The organism is Streptomyces sp. NPDC087906, assembly GCF_055584925.1.
On the sequence record NZ_JBVJLC010000010.1, the window covers coordinates 223,100 to 241,944 of the forward strand.

The following is an 18,845-nucleotide window of genomic DNA, read 5'->3' on the forward strand; positions in this document are numbered from 1 at the left end:
TCTGCGGTTCACCCTCCTGCGAACGGCGGGAGCACCTCGACCGTGCCGCCCTCGGCAAGCCGTACGGTCTCATGCTCCCTGGACCCGACGGGGTCACCGTCGACGAGGAACGAACACCGCTGGAGTACCCGGACCAGCTCGCCCGGGTGCCGCTGCCGTGCCGTGTCGAGCGCCGCGGCCAGGTCATCGGCCAGATACGGCTCCTCTGCGACACCTGCGGCCGCCTTCGCCGCGGCCCAGTAGCGGATCGTGCCCGCTGCCATAGCGGCTCTCCCTTCGGTCTTCCCGTTCCGTCTTCGGTCGGCGGTCCGTTGCCTCGTGTGGCCCCCCATGATGGCCGATGCGGGGCACTGCTCCCTCATTGCTCGCTCATCGCCGGCTCACGACCGGCTTCGTCACTGCTTCATCAGCCAGTCAGCGATACGCGACAGCAGCTCGTCGTCGGCGGCGTCCTCCGCATGCCCCATCCCCGGCTCGACCCACAGCTCCGCCGGCCCGGCCGCCGCCAGCATGCGCGGATGGTCCAGCGGGAAGTAGCCGTCGCGGTCGCCGTGCACGATCAGCAGCGGGGTCGGCGCGATCAGCGGCACGGACTCGACGGGGGACAGCGGCACCGGGTCCCAGTCGCGGTCGACGATGCGGGTGTGGAACCCGTAACGGCCGACGATCCGGCCGACCCGTCGTGTTACCACCCAGTGAACGCGGCGCATAGGGGCCGTACCCCGGTAGTACCAACGGGCGGGAGCGCTTACGGACGCCACGGCGTCCGTCCGCGACTCCGTGCGCCCCCTGTGCAACGCGGCATGCCGCAGCACCACGGACCCGCCCATCGAGAACCCGACGGTCACCACCCGCTCGTGTCCGAGCGCCCTGGCCCACTCCACGGCGGCGGCCAGATCGAGCACCTCCCGGTCACCGACCGTGGAGCGCCCCCCGGAGCCGCCGTGCCCCCGGAAGGAGAAGGTGACCACGGCCGCACGCTGCGCGAACGCGCGAGCGGCGCGCCGCACGGCGGGCCGCTCCAGCCAGCCGGTGAAGCCGTGCGCGACGACGATCGCCGTCCCGGGCGCGGGTGCGGGATCGTCGGCTTCATCTGCCGTACACGGCTCGTACATCGCCTCGATCCGGACCCCGTCCTCGGTGCGCAGGACGGTCCGTACCGGCTCCGCCGGGTGGGAGGAAACAGATGATCTGCGGGATTGCCCCTCTGACACGGAACGCATGTGGGCTATTCTGCTTCCAAGAGGATCCGGGCAACGTAGCCCCCGGGTCCTTTTGTGTTTCCCGTCCGGTGTTACAGACAGATGAACAGACGGGAACTCGCAACACAGATTCACAGTGCCGCATACGTCCTCGCAGGGACCGAGGAGGAACCGACGTGATGGGCAAGCGAACCACGCACGACCTATGTACGGCTTGTACGGCTCCGGCAGGTGAGCGGCGATGAGTTCTCTGCTGCTTCTGACCAACGCCCTCCAGCCGTCGGCGGAGGTGCTTCCCGCCCTAGGACTGCTGCTCCACAACGTGCGGGTGGCACCGGCGGAGGGACCCGCCCTCGTCGACACACCTGGTGCCGACGTCATCCTGATCGACGGCCGCCGCGACCTGCCGCAGGTGCGGTCGCTGTGCCAGCTTCTGCGCTCCACGGGCCCCGGCTGCCCGCTGGTCCTCGTCGTGACGGAAGGCGGCCTCGCCGCCGTCACCGCCGACTGGGGCATCGACGACGTGCTGCTCGACACGGCAGGGCCGGCCGAGGTCGAGGCGCGGCTGCGCCTGGCCATGGGCCGGCAGCAGATCACCTCGGACGACTCCCCGATGGAGATCCGCAACGGCGACCTCTCGGTTGACGAGGCCACCTACAGCGCGAAGCTCAAGGGCCGGGTCCTGGACCTGACCTTCAAGGAGTTCGAGCTGCTGAAGTACCTCGCCCAGCACCCCGGCCGGGTCTTCACCCGCGCCCAGTTGCTCCAAGAGGTCTGGGGATACGACTACTTCGGCGGCACCCGCACCGTTGACGTGCACGTACGGCGGCTGCGCGCCAAGCTCGGCCCCGAGCACGAGTCCCTGATCGGGACGGTACGGAACGTGGGCTACCGCTTCGTCACGCCGGAGAAGCCCGACCAGGGCGAAGTTCCCGGCCACCAGGCCCGTTCGGGATCAGCGGCGGGATCGGCACCCGCGTCGGCATCGGCATCGGCGGAACCCTCCTCGGAGGCGGCGGACACCCCCGCCGAGCATGCCGAGGTACGGCCTGCCGACCGGTAGTTCACCACGCGTAGACTGCCGCGCGTGGCCAAGGTGACGCGGGACGATGTGGCAAGACTGGCGGGGACTTCGACCGCTGTCGTCAGCTATGTCATCAACAACGGACCCCGGCCGGTCGCCCCGGCCACGCGCGAGCGGGTGCTCAACGCGATCAAGGAGCTGGGCTACCGCCCGGACCGGGTGGCCCAGGCCATGGCCTCGCGGCGCACCGACCTCATAGGAATGATCGTCCCCGACGCCCGGCAGCCGTTCTTCGGCGAGATGGCACATGCCGTCGAACAGGCGGCTGCCGAGCGCGGGAAGATGGTCCTCGTCGGGAACTCCGACTACCGCGACGAGCGCGAGGTCCACTATCTGCGGGCCTTCCTCGGGATGCGGGTCTCGGGGCTGATCCTGGTCAGCCAGGGCATGAGTGAGCGCGCGGCGGCCGAGATCGAGGCGTGGGACGCGCGGGTCGTGCTGCTGCACGAGCGCCCCGAGGCCATCGACGACGTCGCCGTCGTCACCGACGACATCGGCGGCGCGCAGCTCGCCACCCGCCATCTGCTGGAACACGGCCATCCGTACGTCGCCTGCCTCGGCGGCATGGAGTCGACGCCGGCCGTCGGCGACCCGGTGGCCGACCACGTGGAGGGCTGGCGGCGGGCGATGCAGGAAGCCGGCCGGTCCGTGGAGGGGCGGCTCTTCCAGGCGCCCTACAACCGCTACGACGCCTACCGCGTCGCGCTCGACCTGCTCGCGGGCCCCGACAGACCCCCGGCCATCTTCTGCGCGACGGACGACCAGGCGATCGGTGTGCTGCGGGCGGCGCGGGAGCTACGTCTCGACGTACCGCAGCAGTTGGCGGTGGCCGGCTTCGACGACGTCAAGGAGGCCGGGCTTACCGACCCACCCCTGACGACGGTCTCCTCCGACCGGCCGGCGATGGCGCGGGCCGCCGTCGATCTGGTGCTGGACGACGGGCTGCGGGTGGCGGGGTCGCGGCGCGAGCGGGTGAAGCAGTTCCCCTCGGCGCTGATCGTGCGGCGCTCCTGCGGCTGCGAGTGACAGCCGGGGCCTGACGCTCCGGGCCTGACGCCACGGCCCTGACGCTCCGGGCCTGATGCCTCGGCCCTGGCCCTCGGGCCGCCTTTATATGGGGCGAACGCGGTTCTGTCGGCCTTCTCACAGCGTACTCAGCCTGTTTTCATGTCCGGCGGCGACAGTCAGTGACATGACCAACTACTTCCGCCACAGCGGCGACGACGACAGCACCAGCGGCAGCCGGCAAGAACCGCAGCAGCAGGACTCGTACACCCAGCACGAGTACACCCAGCCGCAGCACACCCCGCCGCAGCACACGCAGCCGTACGGGGCGGCCTTCCCGCCGCCCCCGGCGTACGCGCCCACCGCGCACACCGCCCACCACGGCCGCCGGGCCAAGGGCCCTGTCGGTCTCCTCGCCGCTGTCGCCATCGCGGCGGCGGTCGTCGGGGGCGGCTCGGCCGCGCTCGTGGAGCATGTCACCGGCAACGGCGGGGACGGCACCAGCAGCGCCTTCAGCGGTACGACGGTCTCGCAGAGCAGCAAGGGCACGGTCGCGGGCGTCGCCCAGGCGCTCTCCCCGACCGTCGTCGAGATCACGGCGACGTCCAGCTCCGGCACCTCGCAGGGCTCCGGCGTGATCATCACGTCGGACGGCGAGATCGTCACCAACAACCACGTGGTGGCGGGCTCGTCGCAGCTCTCCGTCAAGGCGGGCGACGGCAAGACGTACACCGCGCGGGTCGTGGGCACCGACCCCGACAAGGACCTGGCCCTGATCAAGCTCCAGGGCGCGAGCGGGCTCAAGACGGCCGGCTTCGCCGACTCCAGCCAGCTCAGGGTCGGTGACCAGGTCGTGGCGATCGGCTCCCCCGAGGGCCTGACCGGCACGGTCACCACCGGCATCGTCTCGGCGCTCAACCGGGACGTCACCGTGCCCAAGGAGGACGGCCAGAGCGAGGCACAGCAGCAGCAGGAGCAGCAGCAGAGCCAGGGCGGCGGCGACAACTGGCCGTTCCAGTTCGGCGGGCAGCAGTTCAACGGCGACACCGGCAGCTCGACGACCACGTACAAGGCGATCCAGACGGACGCGGCGATCAACCCCGGCAACTCGGGCGGCGCCCTGCTCAACATGGACGGCCAGGTCGTCGGACTGAACTCGGCGAACGCGGCGGCGCAGAGCGCCGACGGCGGCGACTCGGGGTCCGGCGGCAGCATCGGCCTGGGCTTCGCGATCCCCGCCAACACCATCAAGGCCGACCTGGCGAACCTGCGTGACGGCGGCTCCAACTGATTCCTGATTCCATGGTCTCCTGAAGAGAGTCCAGCGCAGCGGCGGCGGACAACCGCCGACGAAGCCGACGAAACCGAGAGAGGACGCGCCATGAGTCCCGCCGAAGGCGATCCGCAGAGAATCCTGATCGTCGACGACGAGCCCGCCGTACGCGAGGCGCTGCAGCGGAGTCTCGCCTTCGACGGCTACGGGACCGAGGTCGCGGTGGACGGGTACGACGCCCTCACCAAGGCCGAGGCGTACCAGCCGGACCTGATCGTCCTCGACATCCAGATGCCCCGGATGGACGGCCTGACCGCCGCGCGGCGGCTCAGGGCCGGCGGCTCGACCGTACCGATCCTGATGCTGACCGCGCGCGACACGGTCGGCGACCGGGTCACCGGGCTCGACGCGGGGGCCGACGACTACCTGGTCAAGCCCTTCGAACTGGACGAGCTGTTCGCCCGCATCCGGGCCCTGCTGCGGCGCAGCTCGTACGCCACCTCCATCGGCGAGCAGCCGGACGACGACATCCTGTCCTTCGCGGATCTGCGGATGGACCTGAACACCCGCGAAGTCACGCGCGGCACGCGGCGGGTGGACCTGACCCGTACCGAATTCACCCTGCTCGAAATGTTCTTGGCGCACCCCAGGCAGGTGCTGACCCGGGAGCAGATCCTCAAGTCCGTCTGGGGATTCGACTTCGAGCCCAGCTCCAACTCGCTGGACGTGTACGTGATGTATCTGCGGCGCAAGACGGAGGGCGGCGGGGAGCCGCGCCTCGTGCACACGGTGCGGGGCGTGGGGTACGCGCTGCGGGCGGACGGTGCGACGGGTGCGGCCGGCAACGCGCCGAGCGGTAACGCGCCCGCCCCCGCCCCTGCCCCTGGTCCTGGCACCGGCACCGGCACCGGCCCGGGTGGCGCGGCGTGAGCGGTGGTCCCCTCCGCCGGTTCCGCGCGCTGCCGATCCGGTCCAGGCTCGCGCTGCTGGTCGCGGTGGCGGTGGCCATCGCGGTCGCCGCGGTGGCCGTCGGCTCCTGGCTGCTGACCCGCTCCCAGCTCTTCAACGAACTCGACACGTCGCTGAAGAACATCGGCGCTTCCGACAGCCAGGTGGTCCAGGCGCTGGAGAGCTGCCAGAGCGGCGCCAACCCCTCGGAGACGGCCCAGCGGGGCTTCGCCTACACCCAGGTCGTCCTGTCCAACGGCGGCCGGTGCGTCACCCCCGGCGCCCAGCCGGTGAAGGTCCAGCCGGCGGACGTCGAGGTCGCAAGGAACCTCACCCTGCACGGCATCAGCAGCATGACGCTCCACGACAGCACGACCGACAAGGGCGAGCACGTCCGCGTCCACACCTCCGTCGTCACCATCCGGAGCCCGAACCTGAACGGTCCCGTCGCGGTGTCCGTCTCCCGCCCGGACGGCGAGATCGAGACGTCCCTGAACCGGCTGGCCCTGCTGCTCACCGCGGTGGCCGGCGTCGGCGTGCTCGGCGCGGGCGCCGCCGGGCTGTGGATCGCGAGGACCGGACTGCGGCCGGTCGACCAACTGACCCGTACGGTCGAGCATGTCGCGCGTACGGAGGACCTGACCGTACGGATCCCGGCGGAGGGCGAGGACGAGATCGCCCGGCTGTCCCGGTCGTTCAACTCCATGACCGCGGCGCTGGCGTCCTCCCGCGACCGCCAGTCGCAACTGATCGCGGACGCGGGGCACGAGCTGCGCACCCCGCTCACCTCGCTCCGTACGAACATCGAGCTGCTGGCCCGCAGCGACGACACGGGCCGCGCGATCCCGCCCGCCGATCGCAAGGCGCTGATGACGTCGGTCAAGGCGCAGATGACGGAACTGGCCGCCCTGATCGGCGACCTCCAGGAACTGTCCCGCCCCGACGCCCCCACCCCGGGCCCCCTCCAGGTCGTCGCCCTCCACGAGATCGCCGAAACCGCCCTGGAACGCGCCCGGTTGCGCGGCCCCGGCCTGACGATCGACGCCCGGCTGCGCCCCTGGTTCGTACGGGCGGAACCGGCGGCGCTGGAGCGCGCGGTCGTCAACATCCTGGACAACGCGGTGAAGTTCAGCCCGGAGGGCGGCACGGTCGAGGTGACCCTGACCGAAACCGGCGACCTGACGGTCCGCGACCACGGCCCCGGCATCCCGCCGGACGACCTCCCCCACGTCTTCGAACGCTTCTGGCGCTCGTCCTCGGCCCGAGCCCTACCGGGCTCGGGGCTGGGCCTGTCGATCGTGGCCCGCACGGTCCAACAGGCAGGCGGCGAAGTGACGTTGCGCCCGGCCCCGGGGGGCGGCACGGTGGCATCGATCCGCATCCCAGGAGCCCCGACGCCGCCACCGGAGACCCCGGTCTGACGGGCCCCTGATCAGCCCCCACCCGCCGCGCCGGTGGGCAGGAACAACTCGGCCCAGACCAGCTTCCCGACCCCGTTGCGCTCGGCGACACCCCACTCGTCGGCCAACGCGGCCACGAGCGCGAGCCCCCGGCCCCCCTCGGCATCAGCATCGGCAGCCCGCGGCTCGGGCCGTTCGGACGACGCGTCATGCACCTCGATACGCAGACCGCCGGGCAACGGCTGGAACCACGTCTCGATCTCCCGCCCCGGAGACACCCGGGCGTGACGCCCGGCGTTGGTCAGCAACTCCGAGAGCACCAGCACGGCGGAGTCCTCCAGCACCCCCAACCCCCAACCGGCGAGAGCCTTGCGAAGCTCAAGCCGCGCGAGGCGGACGCACCGGGGATGACGGGACCAGCGGAGGACGACGGCGGCGCGGGGGGCCGGGGCCATCACGCCACCTCCCCACGGGGAACCCGGCGCCGGGGGGCGGTTCGAGACGGACGGTCAATGGCAGGCGGCACGACGAATCTCCCACTCTCTGTGACGAATCCCTCACAGCGTGGGGCTTGCGCGGCTACCGTTACCAGGGGTGACGGCCTGACCGCACAACTGTCAAGTGGGAGCTGAGTAAATGGCGAGATCCGGTAAGTCCCTCACACCGCGGCAGAAGTACGGGGAGGAGCTGAGACTCCGGCGGCTGGCGGCAGGCATGACCCAGGAGGCCCTGGCCGAGCTGGTGGTGTGCTCCCCCACCCTGATCAGCCACATCGAGGCGGGCCGCCGGCTACCGAACCCGGAGGACGCGCAGCGGATTGATCAGGCGCTGGGGACGGACGGGTTCTTCGTACGGTGGTTGAAGGACCTGGACTCGAAGTACGCCAGCCACTTCGCGGGCGTCGCGGAGTTGGAACGGCAGGCCACGGAAATCCGCCAGTACGGGGCCTCACTCATCCCTGGCCTCCTCCAGACGTCGGCATACGCACGCGCGGTCTTTCGCGCGTACAGCCCGAATCACACAGCCGAGCAGCTTGACCAGAGCAGTGTCATCCGCACGGAGCGCGCTCAACTCCTCGAAGGAACGGGCCAACCGGTCGCTTGGACCTTGCTGGACGAGGCAGCGCTCCGGCGGAAAATCGGCGGCCCGTCCGCCATGGCGGAACAACTGCATAAGATCGCCGACATGGCCGAGGCGGGCCGCTTGCGCCTGCATGTCTTGACTTTCGCGTCAGGCGAGCATGCACTGCTCGAAGGTATGCTTTACCTTCTGCACTTCGCCGATTCCGCACCGATCGCCTACGTCGAGGGCCTGCGCACGGGGCACTTGATGGATGATCCGGCCGCAGTGCGTGGCTGCCAGTCCGCCTACGATCTGGCTCTAGGCGATGCGTTGTCACACAAGGAGTCACTGGCCATGGTCAGGGTCATAGCGGAGGAATACGAGCTTGAGCAGCGCAGAACACCGCGCCCTTGACACGGAGCCAGCCGTCAGTTGGCGCAAGTCCTCTTACAGCGGGGGCGGTCAGGGCGAGTGCCTGGAAGTGGCTGACGGACACAGCACAGTCCCGGTCCGTGACTCCAAGCGTCCAGACGGTCCGGCACTGACCTTCCCGACAGGTAGCTGGTCGTCATTCGTCGCGGGCGTCAAGGCCGGGGAGTTGCTCATCTGACGCACCCAACCGCCACTCAGTGTCATGAGCCCGCGACTGGTTGGAGGCGGCCACAATCCGGGCATGTCTTCGGCGAACCGGCAATGGTCGGTGACCGTGATCAAGACCGTGGCAGAGGAGTACGCACATGAACAGCACTGAGCACGTGACCGTCAACGCCGCCGCCCCGCTCGGGTGGCGCAAGTCCAGCTACAGCGGGCCGAACAACGACGACTGCCTCGAAGTGGCCGACGGACACAGCACGGTCCCGGTCCGCGACTCCAAGCGCCCGCACGGGCCCGCGCTTGTCTTCCCGCACGACGGCTGGTCGCTGTTCGTCCAGGGGATCAAGCACGGTGAGCTGCGCGACTGACCGTCAGGCGCATAAGCCCAGGGACTCGTGGTGGCGGGCCGGCTCGGCGTCCGCCGTCGGTGTCGGCTGAGACTCATGCCCCGCTGGTCACTCTCGGATGACGGGTGCGGGTGAGTGCGCATGGGCCGGGGGCTGTGTGGGCCGGAGGGATTAGCCGCCCGTAGGGCCGCCCCCTGGGGTTTGAGTGTCGCGGCTCCGGTCCGGGCGTCAAGGGCGCTCCTACGTCGCGTCGCTCCGCGATGACCTGCGGTCACCCTTGACCCCCGAACCTCCACCGCAAGTACCTCTTTTTTTGGGGGGGGCGGCCGGGGGGACCACGGGCAGGCTGGGATCGCGGTGACGGCTGCTCGGCCGGGTGCGGGTGCCACGCGGCAGTTGCATGGGGCGACTCGGGCCGTCTCGGCGTCCACCCCCACCGGGTAGTAGTTGCGACTCATGCCCCGCTGATCACTCGGGGTTGGCGGGTGCGGGTCAGGGCGCATGGGCCGGGTCCTGTGCGGACCGGAAGGATTAGCCGCCCGTAGGGCCGCCCCCTGAGCTTTGAGTGTCGCGGCTCCGGTCCGGGCGTCAAGGGCGCTCCTTTGTCGCGTCGCTTCGCGATGGGCTGCGCCCACCCTTGACCCCCGAACCTCCACCGCAAGTACCTCTTTTTTGGGGGGGCGGCCGGGGGGACCACGGGCGAGCTGGGTTCGCGGTGGCGGGTGCTTGGCCGGGTGCGGGTGCCACGCGGCAGTTGCATGGGGCGACTCGGGCCGTCTCGGCGTCCACCCCCACCGGGTAGTAGCTGAGACACATGCCCCGCTGGTCACTCCGAGTGGGGGTGGGGTGCGAGTCAGTGCGCATGGGCCCGAACCTGTGCGCCGGGCTCCACGGACCAGATCGGCCGTCGTGACGGGTGCATCGCCGACTGCGGGTGCCACGCGACGGCTGCTGGGGGGACTCGGCCCGGCTCGGCGTCCACCCCTGCCATTGGGCTCAGAGGCTGTTGCCGATGAGGGCGACGGTCGGGACGGATGTGCCGAGAAGGCTGAGTGCCCAGTACTGGGTCGGCTGGAGGCGGGTGCGCCGGGCGAGTGGCAGGTTGGCCAGCCACCAGAGGAATCCGCAGACGGCGACGGGGATCCCCAGCCCGAAGAGGACGACACCGAAGCCGTCATTCTCTTCCTGCGCGGGATCTACCCACGTCAAGCCGATGTAGTAGAGCATCCACAACGGCACGACGGCCGGGATGCCAAGAAGCAGGTTGATGCCGAGCGCCGTGTACCACTGCCTGATCATGGCTCCCCGCCCCGGTGATCATTTGCCGGGGATCCTATCCCGATGCCCGTCGGTGATGGGTGAGTTGGGCGGGTGTGACTGGTGGGACGGGGCGGGTTTGTGAGGCATCCCGTCGAGCGCCTTATGCGTGGGGAGTTGCGTTAGACGCACCGCAGGGCGCATCAGTCCGGCGCGGGCCCTCGGCGGTGTGGCGGGTGTGACGGAAGGGACGCGGGATGGCTTGTGGGGGCAGCCGTCGGGCGCCTTTTGCGTGGGGAGTTGCGTTCAGCGCGCCACCAGGCACACCCGGCCGGTGGAAGCACCCGGTGGGTGGGACGGGTGTGACTGGGGTGACGGGGGATGGCTCCTGGGGCAGCCATCTGGAGCCTTATGCGTGGATGGTTGCGTTAAGCGCGCGTCGGGGCGCATCAGGCCGGTGGAGCGTCCGAGCGGCGGGGCCGGTGTGACCTGTGCGCCCAGGGGGGCGCCCGGCAGGGGCTGCGGGTACCCGCCCGCGCACCAGGCCCGGCCAACCGGCCACTTCTCCCCCGCCGTCAGGCCCATCCGTGGGCTGGGTGCCCCTACAGCGCACCTAACGCAACGCCCGACGCATAAGGCGCCCGACGGCCGCCCCACGGGCCATCCCTCGTCCCTCCCGTCACATCCATTCACCGACCAGGTGCTCCCACCGGCCCGAGGCGCCCTGCGGCGCACCTAACGCAACGCCCCACGCATAAGGCGCCCGATGGCTGCCCCAGGAGCCATCCCCCGTCACCCCAGTCACACCCGTCCCACCCACCGGGTGCTCCCACCGGCCCCAGGCGCCCTGCGGCGCACCTAACGCAACGCCCCACGCATAAGGCACGGGACAGTCGCCCCACAGGCCATCCCCCGTCCCTCCCGTCACACCCGCCCCACCGCCGGGGCCGCTCCACCGGCCGGGTGCGCCCTATGGCGCGCTGAACGCAACCACCCACGCAAAAGGCTCGGGATCGATACCCCACGGGCCATCCCCCGTCACCCCAGTCACACCCGCCCCATCCACCGGCCCGTCGCCCCGGCCCAACCACCCGTCACCAGGGCACCCTCCCGTCCCCCACCCACCCCCAGTGACCAGCGGGGCATGAGACTCAGCCGCTACCCGACCGGGGTGGACGCCGAGACGGGCCGAGTCACCCCATGCAACTGGTGCGTAGCACCCGCACCCGGCCAAGCACCCGCCACCGCGAGCACAGCTCGCCCGTGGTCCCCCCGGCCGCCCCCCCAAAAAAGTGCACTTGCGGTGGAGGTTCGGGGGTCAAGGGTGACCGCAGGTCATCGGCGCAGCCGACGCGACGCAGGAGCGCCCTTGACGCCCGGACCGGAACCGCGACACTCAAACCTCAGGGGGCGGCCCCACGGGCGGCTAATCCCTCCGGTCCACACAGTCCCCGGCCCATGCGCACTGACCCGCACCCGGCCACCCCCAGTGACCAGCGGGGCATGAGTCGCAACTACTACCCGGTGGGGGTGGACGCTTAGCCAGCCCGAGTCACCCCACACAACCGCCGCGCGGCACCCGCACCCGGCCAAGCACCCGCCACCACGAACCCAGCCCGCCCGTGGACCCCCGGCCGCCCCCCAAAAAGAGGTACTTGCGGTGGAGGCGCAGGAGCGCCCTTGACGCCCGGACCGCAACCGCGACACTGAAACCTCAGGGGGCGGCCCAACGGGCGGCTAACCCTTCCGGCCCACACAGCTTCGGGCCCATGCGCATTGACCCGCACCCGGCCACCCCCAGTGACCAGCGGGGCATGAGTCTCAGCTACTACCCGGTGGGGGTGGACGCCGAGACGGGCCGAGTCGCCCCATGCAACTGGCGCGCGCCGCCCTTGACGGCCCCGCCCCACAGCAAAGAGCGGCGGATACGCCCTCGCGTATCCGCCGCTCCCTCAATCACGTACTACCGACTGCCCGTTACTTCACGACCGTGATCCGGTTCGTGGCCGGCGGGGCCAGCGGGGCCGTTGCCGTGGAGTTGGCTGCCAGGTAGGTGTTGAACATGTCCAGGTCCGACGCGCCCACCAGCTTGTTCGCGCCCTGGCCCAGGACCGCGAAGCCGTCGCCGCCGCCCGACAGGAACTCGTTCATCGCGACGCGGTAGGTCGCCGCCGGGTCGATCGGCTCGCCGTTCAGGCGGATCGAGTCGGTGACGATCCGGGCCGCGCCCGTCTTCGTCATGTCCAGCGTGTAGTTGAAGTTCTTCGACACCTGGAGGATCTTCGGCGACGCCTCGTTCGCGCCGCTGACCTGCTGCTGCAGGGCCGTCACGACCTGCGCGCCCGTCAGGTCGATCGCCGTCATCATGTTGGTGAACGGCTGCACGGCGAACGCCTCGCCGTACGTCACGACTCCGTCGCCCTCGCTGCCCGACGCCGCGTACACCAGGTCGGTCCTGATACCGCCCGGGTTCATGAACGCGAACTGCGCGCCGCCCTTGTCCGCGGCCGACATGCCCGCGAGCTGCGCGTCGGCGATCACGTCGCCCAGCGGCATCTCCGGGCCGCTGCGGCCGATGTCCGCCGAGATGAAGCCCTGCGGGGCGTTGGCGATCGGCGCCGCGATGGTGTTCCACTTCGCGATCAGGTCCGTCATGTCCTTGGCCTTGGGCTGGTCACGCGTCACGACGTGGTTCGCCGACGCCACGCCCGTACGGACGATGTCGTTCGTACGGCGGTCGTACGTCAGCGTCGTGTCCGTGTACAGCCGGCCGAAGGACGACGCCGACGTCACCATGCGCGGCTTGCCCGCCGGGTCCGGGATCGTGCAGACGTACGCCTGGTGCGTGTGGCCCGTGACCAGCGCGTCGACCTTGGGCGATATGCCCTTGGCGATGTCGACGATCGGTCCCGAGATGCCGTCGCCCGAACCCGGGCTGTCGCAGTTGTAGTTGTACGACGTGGAGGCCGGCTGGCCGCCCTCGTGGATCAGCGCGACGATCGACTTGACGCCCTGCTTGTCCAGTTCCTTGGCGTACTTGTTGACGGTCTCGATCTCGTCGTGGAACTTCAGCCCCTTGACGCCCTCGGCCGTCACGATGTTCGGCGTGCCCTCCAGGGTCACCCCGATGAAGCCGATCTTGACGCCGTTCTTCTTCCAGACCGTGTACGGCTTGAGGATCGGCTTGCCGGTCTTCTCCGACGTCACGTTGGCCGCGAGGTAAGGGAAGTCGGCGCCGGGGAACTTCTTCCCCTTCTCGTAGCAGCCGGCCGTCGGGTGGCAGCCGCCGTTCTGCAGGCGGGCCAGCTCCGTCGCGCCCTCGTCGAACTCGTGGTTGCCGACGGACGTCACATCGAGGTCGATCTTGTTGAGCGCCTCGATGGTCGGCTCGTCGTGGAAGAGGCCGGACAGCAGCGGGCTCGCGCCCACCATGTCGCCGCCCGCCGCCGTGATGGAGTACGGGTGGCCCTTGCGCGCGTTGCGCAGCGAGGTGGCCAGGTACTCGACGCCACCGGCCGGGATCGCCTTCGTCGTACCGTCGGGCTGTATCTCGGTGACGCTGCCGGAGGAGCCGGCCGGCGGCTCCAGGTTGCCGTGCAGGTCGTTGAAGGACAGCATCTGGACGTCGACGGTGCGGGGCGGCGGCTGGTGGTGGCCGTGGTGACCGGAGTTGTGGCCCGAACCGTGTCCGTGGCCAGATCCGTTTCCGTGCGCCTGGGCAACCGGGGCGGCGGCGATCAGCGCGCCCACGGTGGCCAGACCGGCGACGGCGGTGAACATCCGCCGGGCCGCACGGTTCTTCTGCGGTGTCGCTGACATCGTTCCCCTTGTGAGTTCAGCGTGAGCATGGAGAGTCGTGAGGTTGTACAGGTTCATGAAATCTTCATGAGGAATGTCAGCCGCAGCCTAGAGTCAACGCGCGTAGCGCGACAGGGGCTCCCGGGTTACGAGCTGGTTGCCATTACGACCTCGCCGCCTCGCCTGCCTACCGGCACCCGCGCCGTACCCTCGTTGCATGACTGACGCAGCAGCCCGCGAGCCCGGCCGGCAGATCCAGACCCTCGACGCGCTCACCCCCGAGCAGGCCGCCGCGGTGGCCGGACTGCTCGCCGAGGCCGCCGCTTCCGACGGCGTCCAGGCCGTCTCCGAGCAGGGCAGGCTCCAGTTGCGCGGCGGTCACCGCGAGGGCGTACGGCACTTCCTGCTGACCGTCGGTGACGAACTCGTCGGCTACGCGCAGTTGGAGGACACCGACCCGGTCGAAGCGCCCGCGGCCGAGCTGGTCGTGCACCCGGAGCGCCGCGGCCGCGGCCACGGCCGGGCGCTGGGCAACGCGCTGATGGCCGCTTCGGGGAAGCGGATGCGGGTGTGGGCGCACGGCGGCAAGTCGGCGGCCCGGCATCTCGCGCAGGTGCTCGGTCTGACGATGTTCCGCGAACTGCGGCAGTTGCGCCGCCCGTTGAGCCCCCTGGACATCGCGGAGCCGACGTGGCCCGCGGGCGTCACCGTCCGTACGTTCGTGCCGGGGCAGGACGACGCCGCGTGGCTCGCCGTGAACGCCGCCGCCTTCGCCCACCACCCCGAGCAGGGCGGGATGACGCAGCGAGACCTCGACGACCGCAAGGCCGAACCGTGGTTCGACCCCAAGGGCTTCTTCCTCGCCGAGCGCGAAGGAAGCGAAGGAAGCGAAGGAAGCGACGGAAGCGGAGGAAGCGAAGGACCCGCCGAGCTGCTCGGCTTCCACTGGACCAAGGTGCACGCCGAGGAGCAGCTCGGCGAGGTGTACGTCGTCGGCATCCGCCCCGACGCGCAGGGCGGCGGTCTCGGCAAGGCGCTCACCGCGATCGGACTGCGCCATCTGGCGGCCGAGGGGCTGCCGACCGCGATGCTCTATGTGGACGCCGACAACATCGCGGCGCTCACGGTGTACGAGCGGCTGGGCTTCAGCACGTACGAGGTCGACCTGATGTACCGCACCGAGACCTGAGCGTCCCCCCGAGCCCAGGAGCGACGAGACCGGCTCGGACCACTTTACGTATCCACGCGCCCACACGTGACCGTAAGTGACCGGCCCGGCGCTCCCCGCCCGTTTTTCCGCCCGGCACCCGCACCCCCGCCCCCTGGGAGCCCCGCCCCGCTTCCCTCCACGTCATGTCCCCGTTACCAGCCATTCAGACGGCCTTGCGACGCTCGCTGAATGCAGCCCGCTGTGCCCCCCACCCCGAACGGCAGGAATCCGAACCCACTCCTTCCTGCGCTCTCCGACGCGCCTCCTGTCCCCTCAGCGCGGAAGAATAGGGACATGAGTCAGCAGCCCGCCGAGGTTCCGGTCCAGCAGCCCCAGCCGTCCGTCGGTTTCATAGCCGCGCACCGGCCCCATACCGTCGCCGCCGCCGTCTCCGATCTGGAGCCCGATCTCGACGCGGATCTCGACACCTACGAGGAGGACGGCGACCCCGACGACGCCGCGCTGCCGCAGGGGCGGTTCCTCGACCGCGAGCGGAGCTGGCTCGCGTTCAACGAGCGCGTGCTGGAGCTGGCGGAGGATCCCGCGACGCCGCTCCTCGAACGGGCGAACTTCCTCGCGATTTTCGCGTCCAACCTGGACGAGTTCTTCATGGTCAGGGTGGCAGGGCTGAAGCGCCGCATCGCGACCGGGGTCGCCACCCGCTCGGCCTCGGGGCTGCAGCCCCGCGAGGTGCTGGACCTGATCTGGACCCGGTCCCGCGAACTCATGGCCCGGCACGCCGCCTGCTACCAGCAGGACGTCGCCCCCGCCCTCGCCGACGAGGGCATCCACATCATCCGCTGGCCCGAACTCACCGAGAAGGAGCAGGCCCGCCTGTTCACTCTCTTCCGGCAGCAGATCTTCCCGGTCCTGACGCCGCTGGCCGTGGACCCCGCGCACCCTTTCCCGTACATCTCGGGCCTCTCGCTGAATCTCGCGGTCGTCGTACGCAACCCCGTCAGCGGCCATCAGCACTTCGCCCGGGTCAAGGTGCCGCCGCTGCTGTCGCGGTTCCTGGAGGCGTCCCCCGCGCGGTTCGTCCCGCTGGAGGACGTGATCGCCGCCCACCTGGAGGAGCTGTTCCCCGGGATGGAGGTGCTGGCGCACCACATGTTCCGGGTCACCCGCAACGAGGACCTCGAAGTCGAGGAGGACGACGCAGAGAACCTCCTCAAGGCGCTGGAGAAGGAGCTGATGCGGCGCCGCTTCGGCCCGCCGGTGCGCCTGGAGGTCGAGGAGTCCATCGACCCGTACGTCCTCGACCTGCTCGTCCGCGAGCTGAAGGTGTCCGACGCCGAGGTGTATCCGCTGGCCGGGCTGCTGGACCTGACCGCGCTCTTCGGCATCTCCGCCCAGGACCGGCCCGAGCTGAAGTTCCCCAAGTTCATCGCGGGCACCCACCGCGATCTCGCACAGGTCGAGTCCGCCTCCGCACCGGACATATTCGCGGCTCTCCGCGAGCGCGACGTCCTGCTGCACCACCCGTACGACTCGTTCTCCACCTCCGTGCAGGCGTTCCTGGAACAGGCCGCCGCCGATCCCGACGTGCTGGCGATCAAACAGACGCTGTACCGCACCTCGGGCGACTCACCGATCGTGGACGCCCTGATCGACGCCGCCGAGTCCGGCAAGCAGGTGCTGGTCCTCGTCGAGATCAAGGCCCGCTTCGACGAGCAGGCCAACATCAAATGGGCGCGCAAGCTCGAAGAGGCCGGCTGCCATGTGGTGTACGGGCTCGTCGGGCTGAAGACGCACTGCAAGCTGTCCCTCGTGGTGCGCCAGGAGGGCGAGAACCTCCGCCGCTACAGCCATGTCGGCACGGGCAACTACCACCCCAAGACTGCCCGGCTGTACGAGGACCTCGGCCTGCTCACCGCCGACCCGCAGGTGGGCGCCGACCTCTCCGACCTGTTCAACCGGCTCTCCGGCTACTCCCGCCGGGAGACCTACCGCCGGCTGCTGGTCGCACCGAAGTCCCTGCGTGACGGGCTGATCACCCGGATCAACAAGGAAGCGGCCCACCACCGCTCGGGACGCCCCGCCTATGTGCGGATCAAGGTCAACTCGATGGTCGACGAGGCCATCATCGACGCCTGCTACCGGGCGTCGCAGGCGGGCGTGCCCGTCGACATCTGGGTGCGTGGCATCTGCGCCGTACGGCCAGGGGTCGCGGGCCTGTCCGAGAACGTGCGGGTGCGCTCGATACTCGGCCGCTTCCTTGAGCACTCCCGGGTCTTCGCCTTCGGCAACGGCGGCGAGCCCGAGGTCTGGCTGGGCAGCGCCGACATGATGCACCGCAACCTCGACCGCCGTATCGAAGCGCTGGTCCGGGTCATCGACCCGGCCCACCGCGCGGCACTGACCCGGCTGCTGGAGACCGGAATGTCCGACACCACCTCCTCCTGGCACCTCGGCGCTGACGGCAACTGGACCCGGCATGCCACGGACCCGGAAGGCCAGCCGTTGCGGCACGTACAGGAAATGCTCATAGACGCCCGGAGGCGCCGGCGTGCAGCACCATGACACGGACACCGACCGGCTGACGGCGGGCGAGGTCCTGGCCGGCTATCTGCACGCCCGTGCCGCCGACTTCCTGCGCAGCCTGCGGCTGTACAGCGAAAGCGGCTCGGACACGGCAGCCGCCGACCAGGCGGCGCGCGCGCTGCGCTCGTCGGCCCGGCGCATCGGCGGGAGTCTGCACACGTACCGCGCGCTGCTCGACCCCGCCTGGGCCGACCAGCTCCGCAAGGAGCTGGGCTGGCTGTCCGGCACCCTCGCCCAGGAACACGCGTGCACGGCCCGGCTGCACCGGCTGGTCGGCGCGCTGGCCCGGCTGTCGGGGGCGGGAGCGGCGGCAGGCGCCGGGCCCGAGGCCGTACCGGTCGCCGTGTCCGTACCCGCGACGCGCGCGGAAGGCGCGAACGGCGACGGACGCGCGCTGCCCGGCGGTACGCCGACGGTCGCCCCCGCCGCCCCCGCCGTCACCAGCACGCTGACCGTCGGGGCCTCGCGCGCGGGCGCGCTGCTGGAGCGCCAGCTCACCCTCGCCCGGACGCGCTCGCACTCGGCGGCCCTCCAGGCGCTCGGCTCGTCGCGGTTCCACGCGGTCGCCGACGCCGTCGCCGTACTGGCCTCCGAAGTGCCGCTGGCGCCGCCGGCCGCTGCCGAGGCCGCCGATGTCGTCCTCGCGATCCCCCTCACCACCACCGAACGGCAGCTCCTGGAAGCCGTGTCGGCGCTGCCGCTCGCGGTCGCGGCCCACCCGTACAACGCCGAGGCGCTGGTGCACGGGCTGGCCACGGCGGCGGACGGCGAGGCGCAGGACGCGCCCTGGCACCAGGTACGGCACCTGCTGCGGCTGCACAGGTACGCGCAAGAGGTGTGGTGCGCAGGCGGGGCGCCCGACCCGCTGCTCGCGGGCGCCGGGCAGGCGCTCGACCGGCACAGGGACGCGGCGGAGGCGGCGGCAGCGGCGGCGAACGCGGCGCGCACGCCCCGGATCGCGCCGGCCACGGCGTACGCCCTCGGTGTGCTCCACGCGGATCAGCGGCTGGAGGTGGAGGCGGCCAGGTTCGCCTTCCAGCAGGTGTGGCAGGAGGCGGCGGTGGCCGCGTCCTGACCGGGTAAGCGCCCGAAGCGGCGGGTTCGGCACGACGGGACAGACG

General features: G+C 70.6%; 16 protein-coding genes. 11 read left to right on the forward strand and 5 right to left on the reverse strand.

Annotation, left to right across the window (positions count from 1 at the left end):
- Positions 1–8: 8 nt before the first annotated feature.
- A complete protein-coding gene (locus ACZ63I_RS26805) occupies positions 9–263 on the reverse strand; it encodes a MoaD/ThiS family protein (protein WP_469341599.1) in 255 nt (84 codons plus the stop codon).
- A 132-nt stretch (positions 264–395) separates the two neighbouring features.
- A complete protein-coding gene (locus ACZ63I_RS26810) occupies positions 396–1,223 on the reverse strand; it encodes an alpha/beta hydrolase (RefSeq protein WP_469341600.1) in 828 nt (275 codons plus the stop codon).
- Between the two features lie 220 nt (positions 1,224–1,443).
- Between ACZ63I_RS26810 and ACZ63I_RS26815 the strand changes: the two genes are divergently transcribed.
- From ACZ63I_RS26815 to ACZ63I_RS26835, 5 genes are all read left to right on the forward strand, one after another.
- Entirely contained in the window at positions 1,444–2,265 is an 822-nt protein-coding gene (locus ACZ63I_RS26815) for a response regulator transcription factor (protein WP_469341602.1), read from the forward strand.
- A gap of 24 nt (positions 2,266–2,289) precedes the next feature.
- Positions 2,290–3,312, forward strand: coding sequence for a LacI family DNA-binding transcriptional regulator (locus ACZ63I_RS26820; RefSeq protein ID WP_469341603.1), 1,023 nt, complete (start codon positions 2,290–2,292; stop codon positions 3,310–3,312).
- A gap of 166 nt (positions 3,313–3,478) precedes the next feature.
- Positions 3,479–4,582: a S1C family serine protease gene (locus tag ACZ63I_RS26825; protein WP_469341605.1), complete on the forward strand. Its 1,104-nt coding sequence runs from the start codon at positions 3,479–3,481 to the stop codon at positions 4,580–4,582.
- A 90-nt stretch (positions 4,583–4,672) separates the two neighbouring features.
- Positions 4,673–5,494, forward strand: a complete 822-nt coding sequence (locus tag ACZ63I_RS26830; protein WP_469341606.1) for a response regulator transcription factor — start codon at positions 4,673–4,675, stop codon at positions 5,492–5,494.
- The gene (locus ACZ63I_RS26835) at positions 5,491–6,933 is read left to right on the forward strand and encodes a sensor histidine kinase (protein WP_469341608.1); all 1,443 of its coding nucleotides are present in this window, start codon (positions 5,491–5,493) and stop codon (positions 6,931–6,933) included. The genes ACZ63I_RS26830 and ACZ63I_RS26835 overlap by 4 nt, the downstream gene beginning before the upstream one ends.
- Positions 6,934–6,944: 11 nt before the next feature.
- Here ACZ63I_RS26835 and ACZ63I_RS26840 read toward each other — a convergent pair whose 3' ends face one another.
- On the reverse strand, positions 6,945–7,367 hold the full coding sequence (locus ACZ63I_RS26840; RefSeq protein ID WP_469341609.1) for an ATP-binding protein: 423 nt from the start codon (positions 7,365–7,367) through the stop codon (positions 6,945–6,947).
- 181 nt (positions 7,368–7,548) lie between these two features.
- On the opposite strand from ACZ63I_RS26840, the gene ACZ63I_RS26845 reads away from it, so the two are divergent.
- The 3 genes from ACZ63I_RS26845 (at position 7,549) to ACZ63I_RS26855 (ending at position 8,936) form a co-directional block, all read left to right on the forward strand.
- Positions 7,549–8,388, forward strand: a complete 840-nt coding sequence (locus ACZ63I_RS26845) for a helix-turn-helix domain-containing protein (protein ID WP_469341611.1) — start codon at positions 7,549–7,551, stop codon at positions 8,386–8,388.
- Positions 8,360–8,584 carry a DUF397 domain-containing protein gene (locus tag ACZ63I_RS26850; protein WP_469341612.1) on the forward strand — a complete coding sequence of 75 codons (225 nt, stop codon included), beginning with the start codon at positions 8,360–8,362 and terminating at the stop codon, positions 8,582–8,584. Before ACZ63I_RS26845 ends, ACZ63I_RS26850 begins: the two co-directional genes overlap by 29 nt.
- A 127-nt stretch (positions 8,585–8,711) precedes the next feature.
- Complete coding sequence (locus ACZ63I_RS26855) at positions 8,712–8,936, forward strand: DUF397 domain-containing protein (RefSeq protein WP_469341613.1); 225 nt, start codon at positions 8,712–8,714, stop codon at positions 8,934–8,936.
- A 975-nt stretch (positions 8,937–9,911) separates the two neighbouring features.
- Here ACZ63I_RS26855 and ACZ63I_RS26860 read toward each other — a convergent pair.
- Positions 9,912–10,214 carry a hypothetical protein gene (locus ACZ63I_RS26860; RefSeq protein ID WP_469341615.1) on the reverse strand — a complete coding sequence of 101 codons (303 nt, stop codon included), beginning with the start codon at positions 10,212–10,214 and terminating at the stop codon, positions 9,912–9,914.
- A gap of 1,935 nt (positions 10,215–12,149) precedes the next feature.
- A complete protein-coding gene (locus ACZ63I_RS26865) occupies positions 12,150–13,991 on the reverse strand; it encodes a bifunctional metallophosphatase/5'-nucleotidase (protein ID WP_469341616.1) in 1,842 nt (613 codons plus the stop codon).
- Between the two features lie 196 nt (positions 13,992–14,187).
- Here ACZ63I_RS26865 and mshD point away from each other — a divergent pair, with 196 nt between their 5' ends.
- From mshD to ACZ63I_RS26880, 3 genes are all read left to right on the forward strand, one after another.
- Positions 14,188–15,159: a mycothiol synthase gene (gene mshD / locus ACZ63I_RS26870; RefSeq protein WP_469341617.1), complete on the forward strand. Its 972-nt coding sequence runs from the start codon at positions 14,188–14,190 to the stop codon at positions 15,157–15,159.
- 315 nt (positions 15,160–15,474) lie between these two features.
- Complete coding sequence (locus ACZ63I_RS26875; protein ID WP_041986702.1) at positions 15,475–17,703, forward strand: RNA degradosome polyphosphate kinase; 2,229 nt, start codon at positions 15,475–15,477, stop codon at positions 17,701–17,703.
- Positions 17,690–18,799, forward strand: a complete 1,110-nt coding sequence (locus tag ACZ63I_RS26880) for a CHAD domain-containing protein (protein ID WP_469341618.1) — start codon at positions 17,690–17,692, stop codon at positions 18,797–18,799. Before ACZ63I_RS26875 ends, ACZ63I_RS26880 begins: the two co-directional genes overlap by 14 nt.
- The last annotated feature ends 46 nt before the right edge of the window (positions 18,800–18,845 follow it).

Coding starts and splice junctions, on each gene's coding strand:
- ACZ63I_RS26805 (WP_469341599.1), bottom strand. CDS start 263: ATGGCAGCGGGCACGATCCGCTACTGGGCCGCGGCGAAGGCGGCCGCA.
- ACZ63I_RS26810 (WP_469341600.1), bottom strand. CDS start 1,223: ATGCGTTCCGTGTCAGAGGGGCAATCCCGCAGATCATCTGTTTCCTCC.
- ACZ63I_RS26815 (WP_469341602.1), top strand. CDS start 1,444: ATGAGTTCTCTGCTGCTTCTGACCAACGCCCTCCAGCCGTCGGCGGAG.
- ACZ63I_RS26825 (WP_469341605.1), top strand. CDS start 3,479: ATGACCAACTACTTCCGCCACAGCGGCGACGACGACAGCACCAGCGGC.
- ACZ63I_RS26830 (WP_469341606.1), top strand. CDS start 4,673: ATGAGTCCCGCCGAAGGCGATCCGCAGAGAATCCTGATCGTCGACGAC.
- ACZ63I_RS26840 (WP_469341609.1), bottom strand. CDS start 7,367: ATGGCCCCGGCCCCCCGCGCCGCCGTCGTCCTCCGCTGGTCCCGTCAT.
- ACZ63I_RS26845 (WP_469341611.1), top strand. CDS start 7,549: ATGGCGAGATCCGGTAAGTCCCTCACACCGCGGCAGAAGTACGGGGAG.
- ACZ63I_RS26855 (WP_469341613.1), top strand. CDS start 8,712: ATGAACAGCACTGAGCACGTGACCGTCAACGCCGCCGCCCCGCTCGGG.
- ACZ63I_RS26860 (WP_469341615.1), bottom strand. CDS start 10,214: ATGATCAGGCAGTGGTACACGGCGCTCGGCATCAACCTGCTTCTTGGC.
- ACZ63I_RS26865 (WP_469341616.1), bottom strand. CDS start 13,991: ATGTCAGCGACACCGCAGAAGAACCGTGCGGCCCGGCGGATGTTCACC.
- mshD (WP_469341617.1), top strand. CDS start 14,188: ATGACTGACGCAGCAGCCCGCGAGCCCGGCCGGCAGATCCAGACCCTC.
- ACZ63I_RS26875 (WP_041986702.1), top strand. CDS start 15,475: ATGAGTCAGCAGCCCGCCGAGGTTCCGGTCCAGCAGCCCCAGCCGTCC.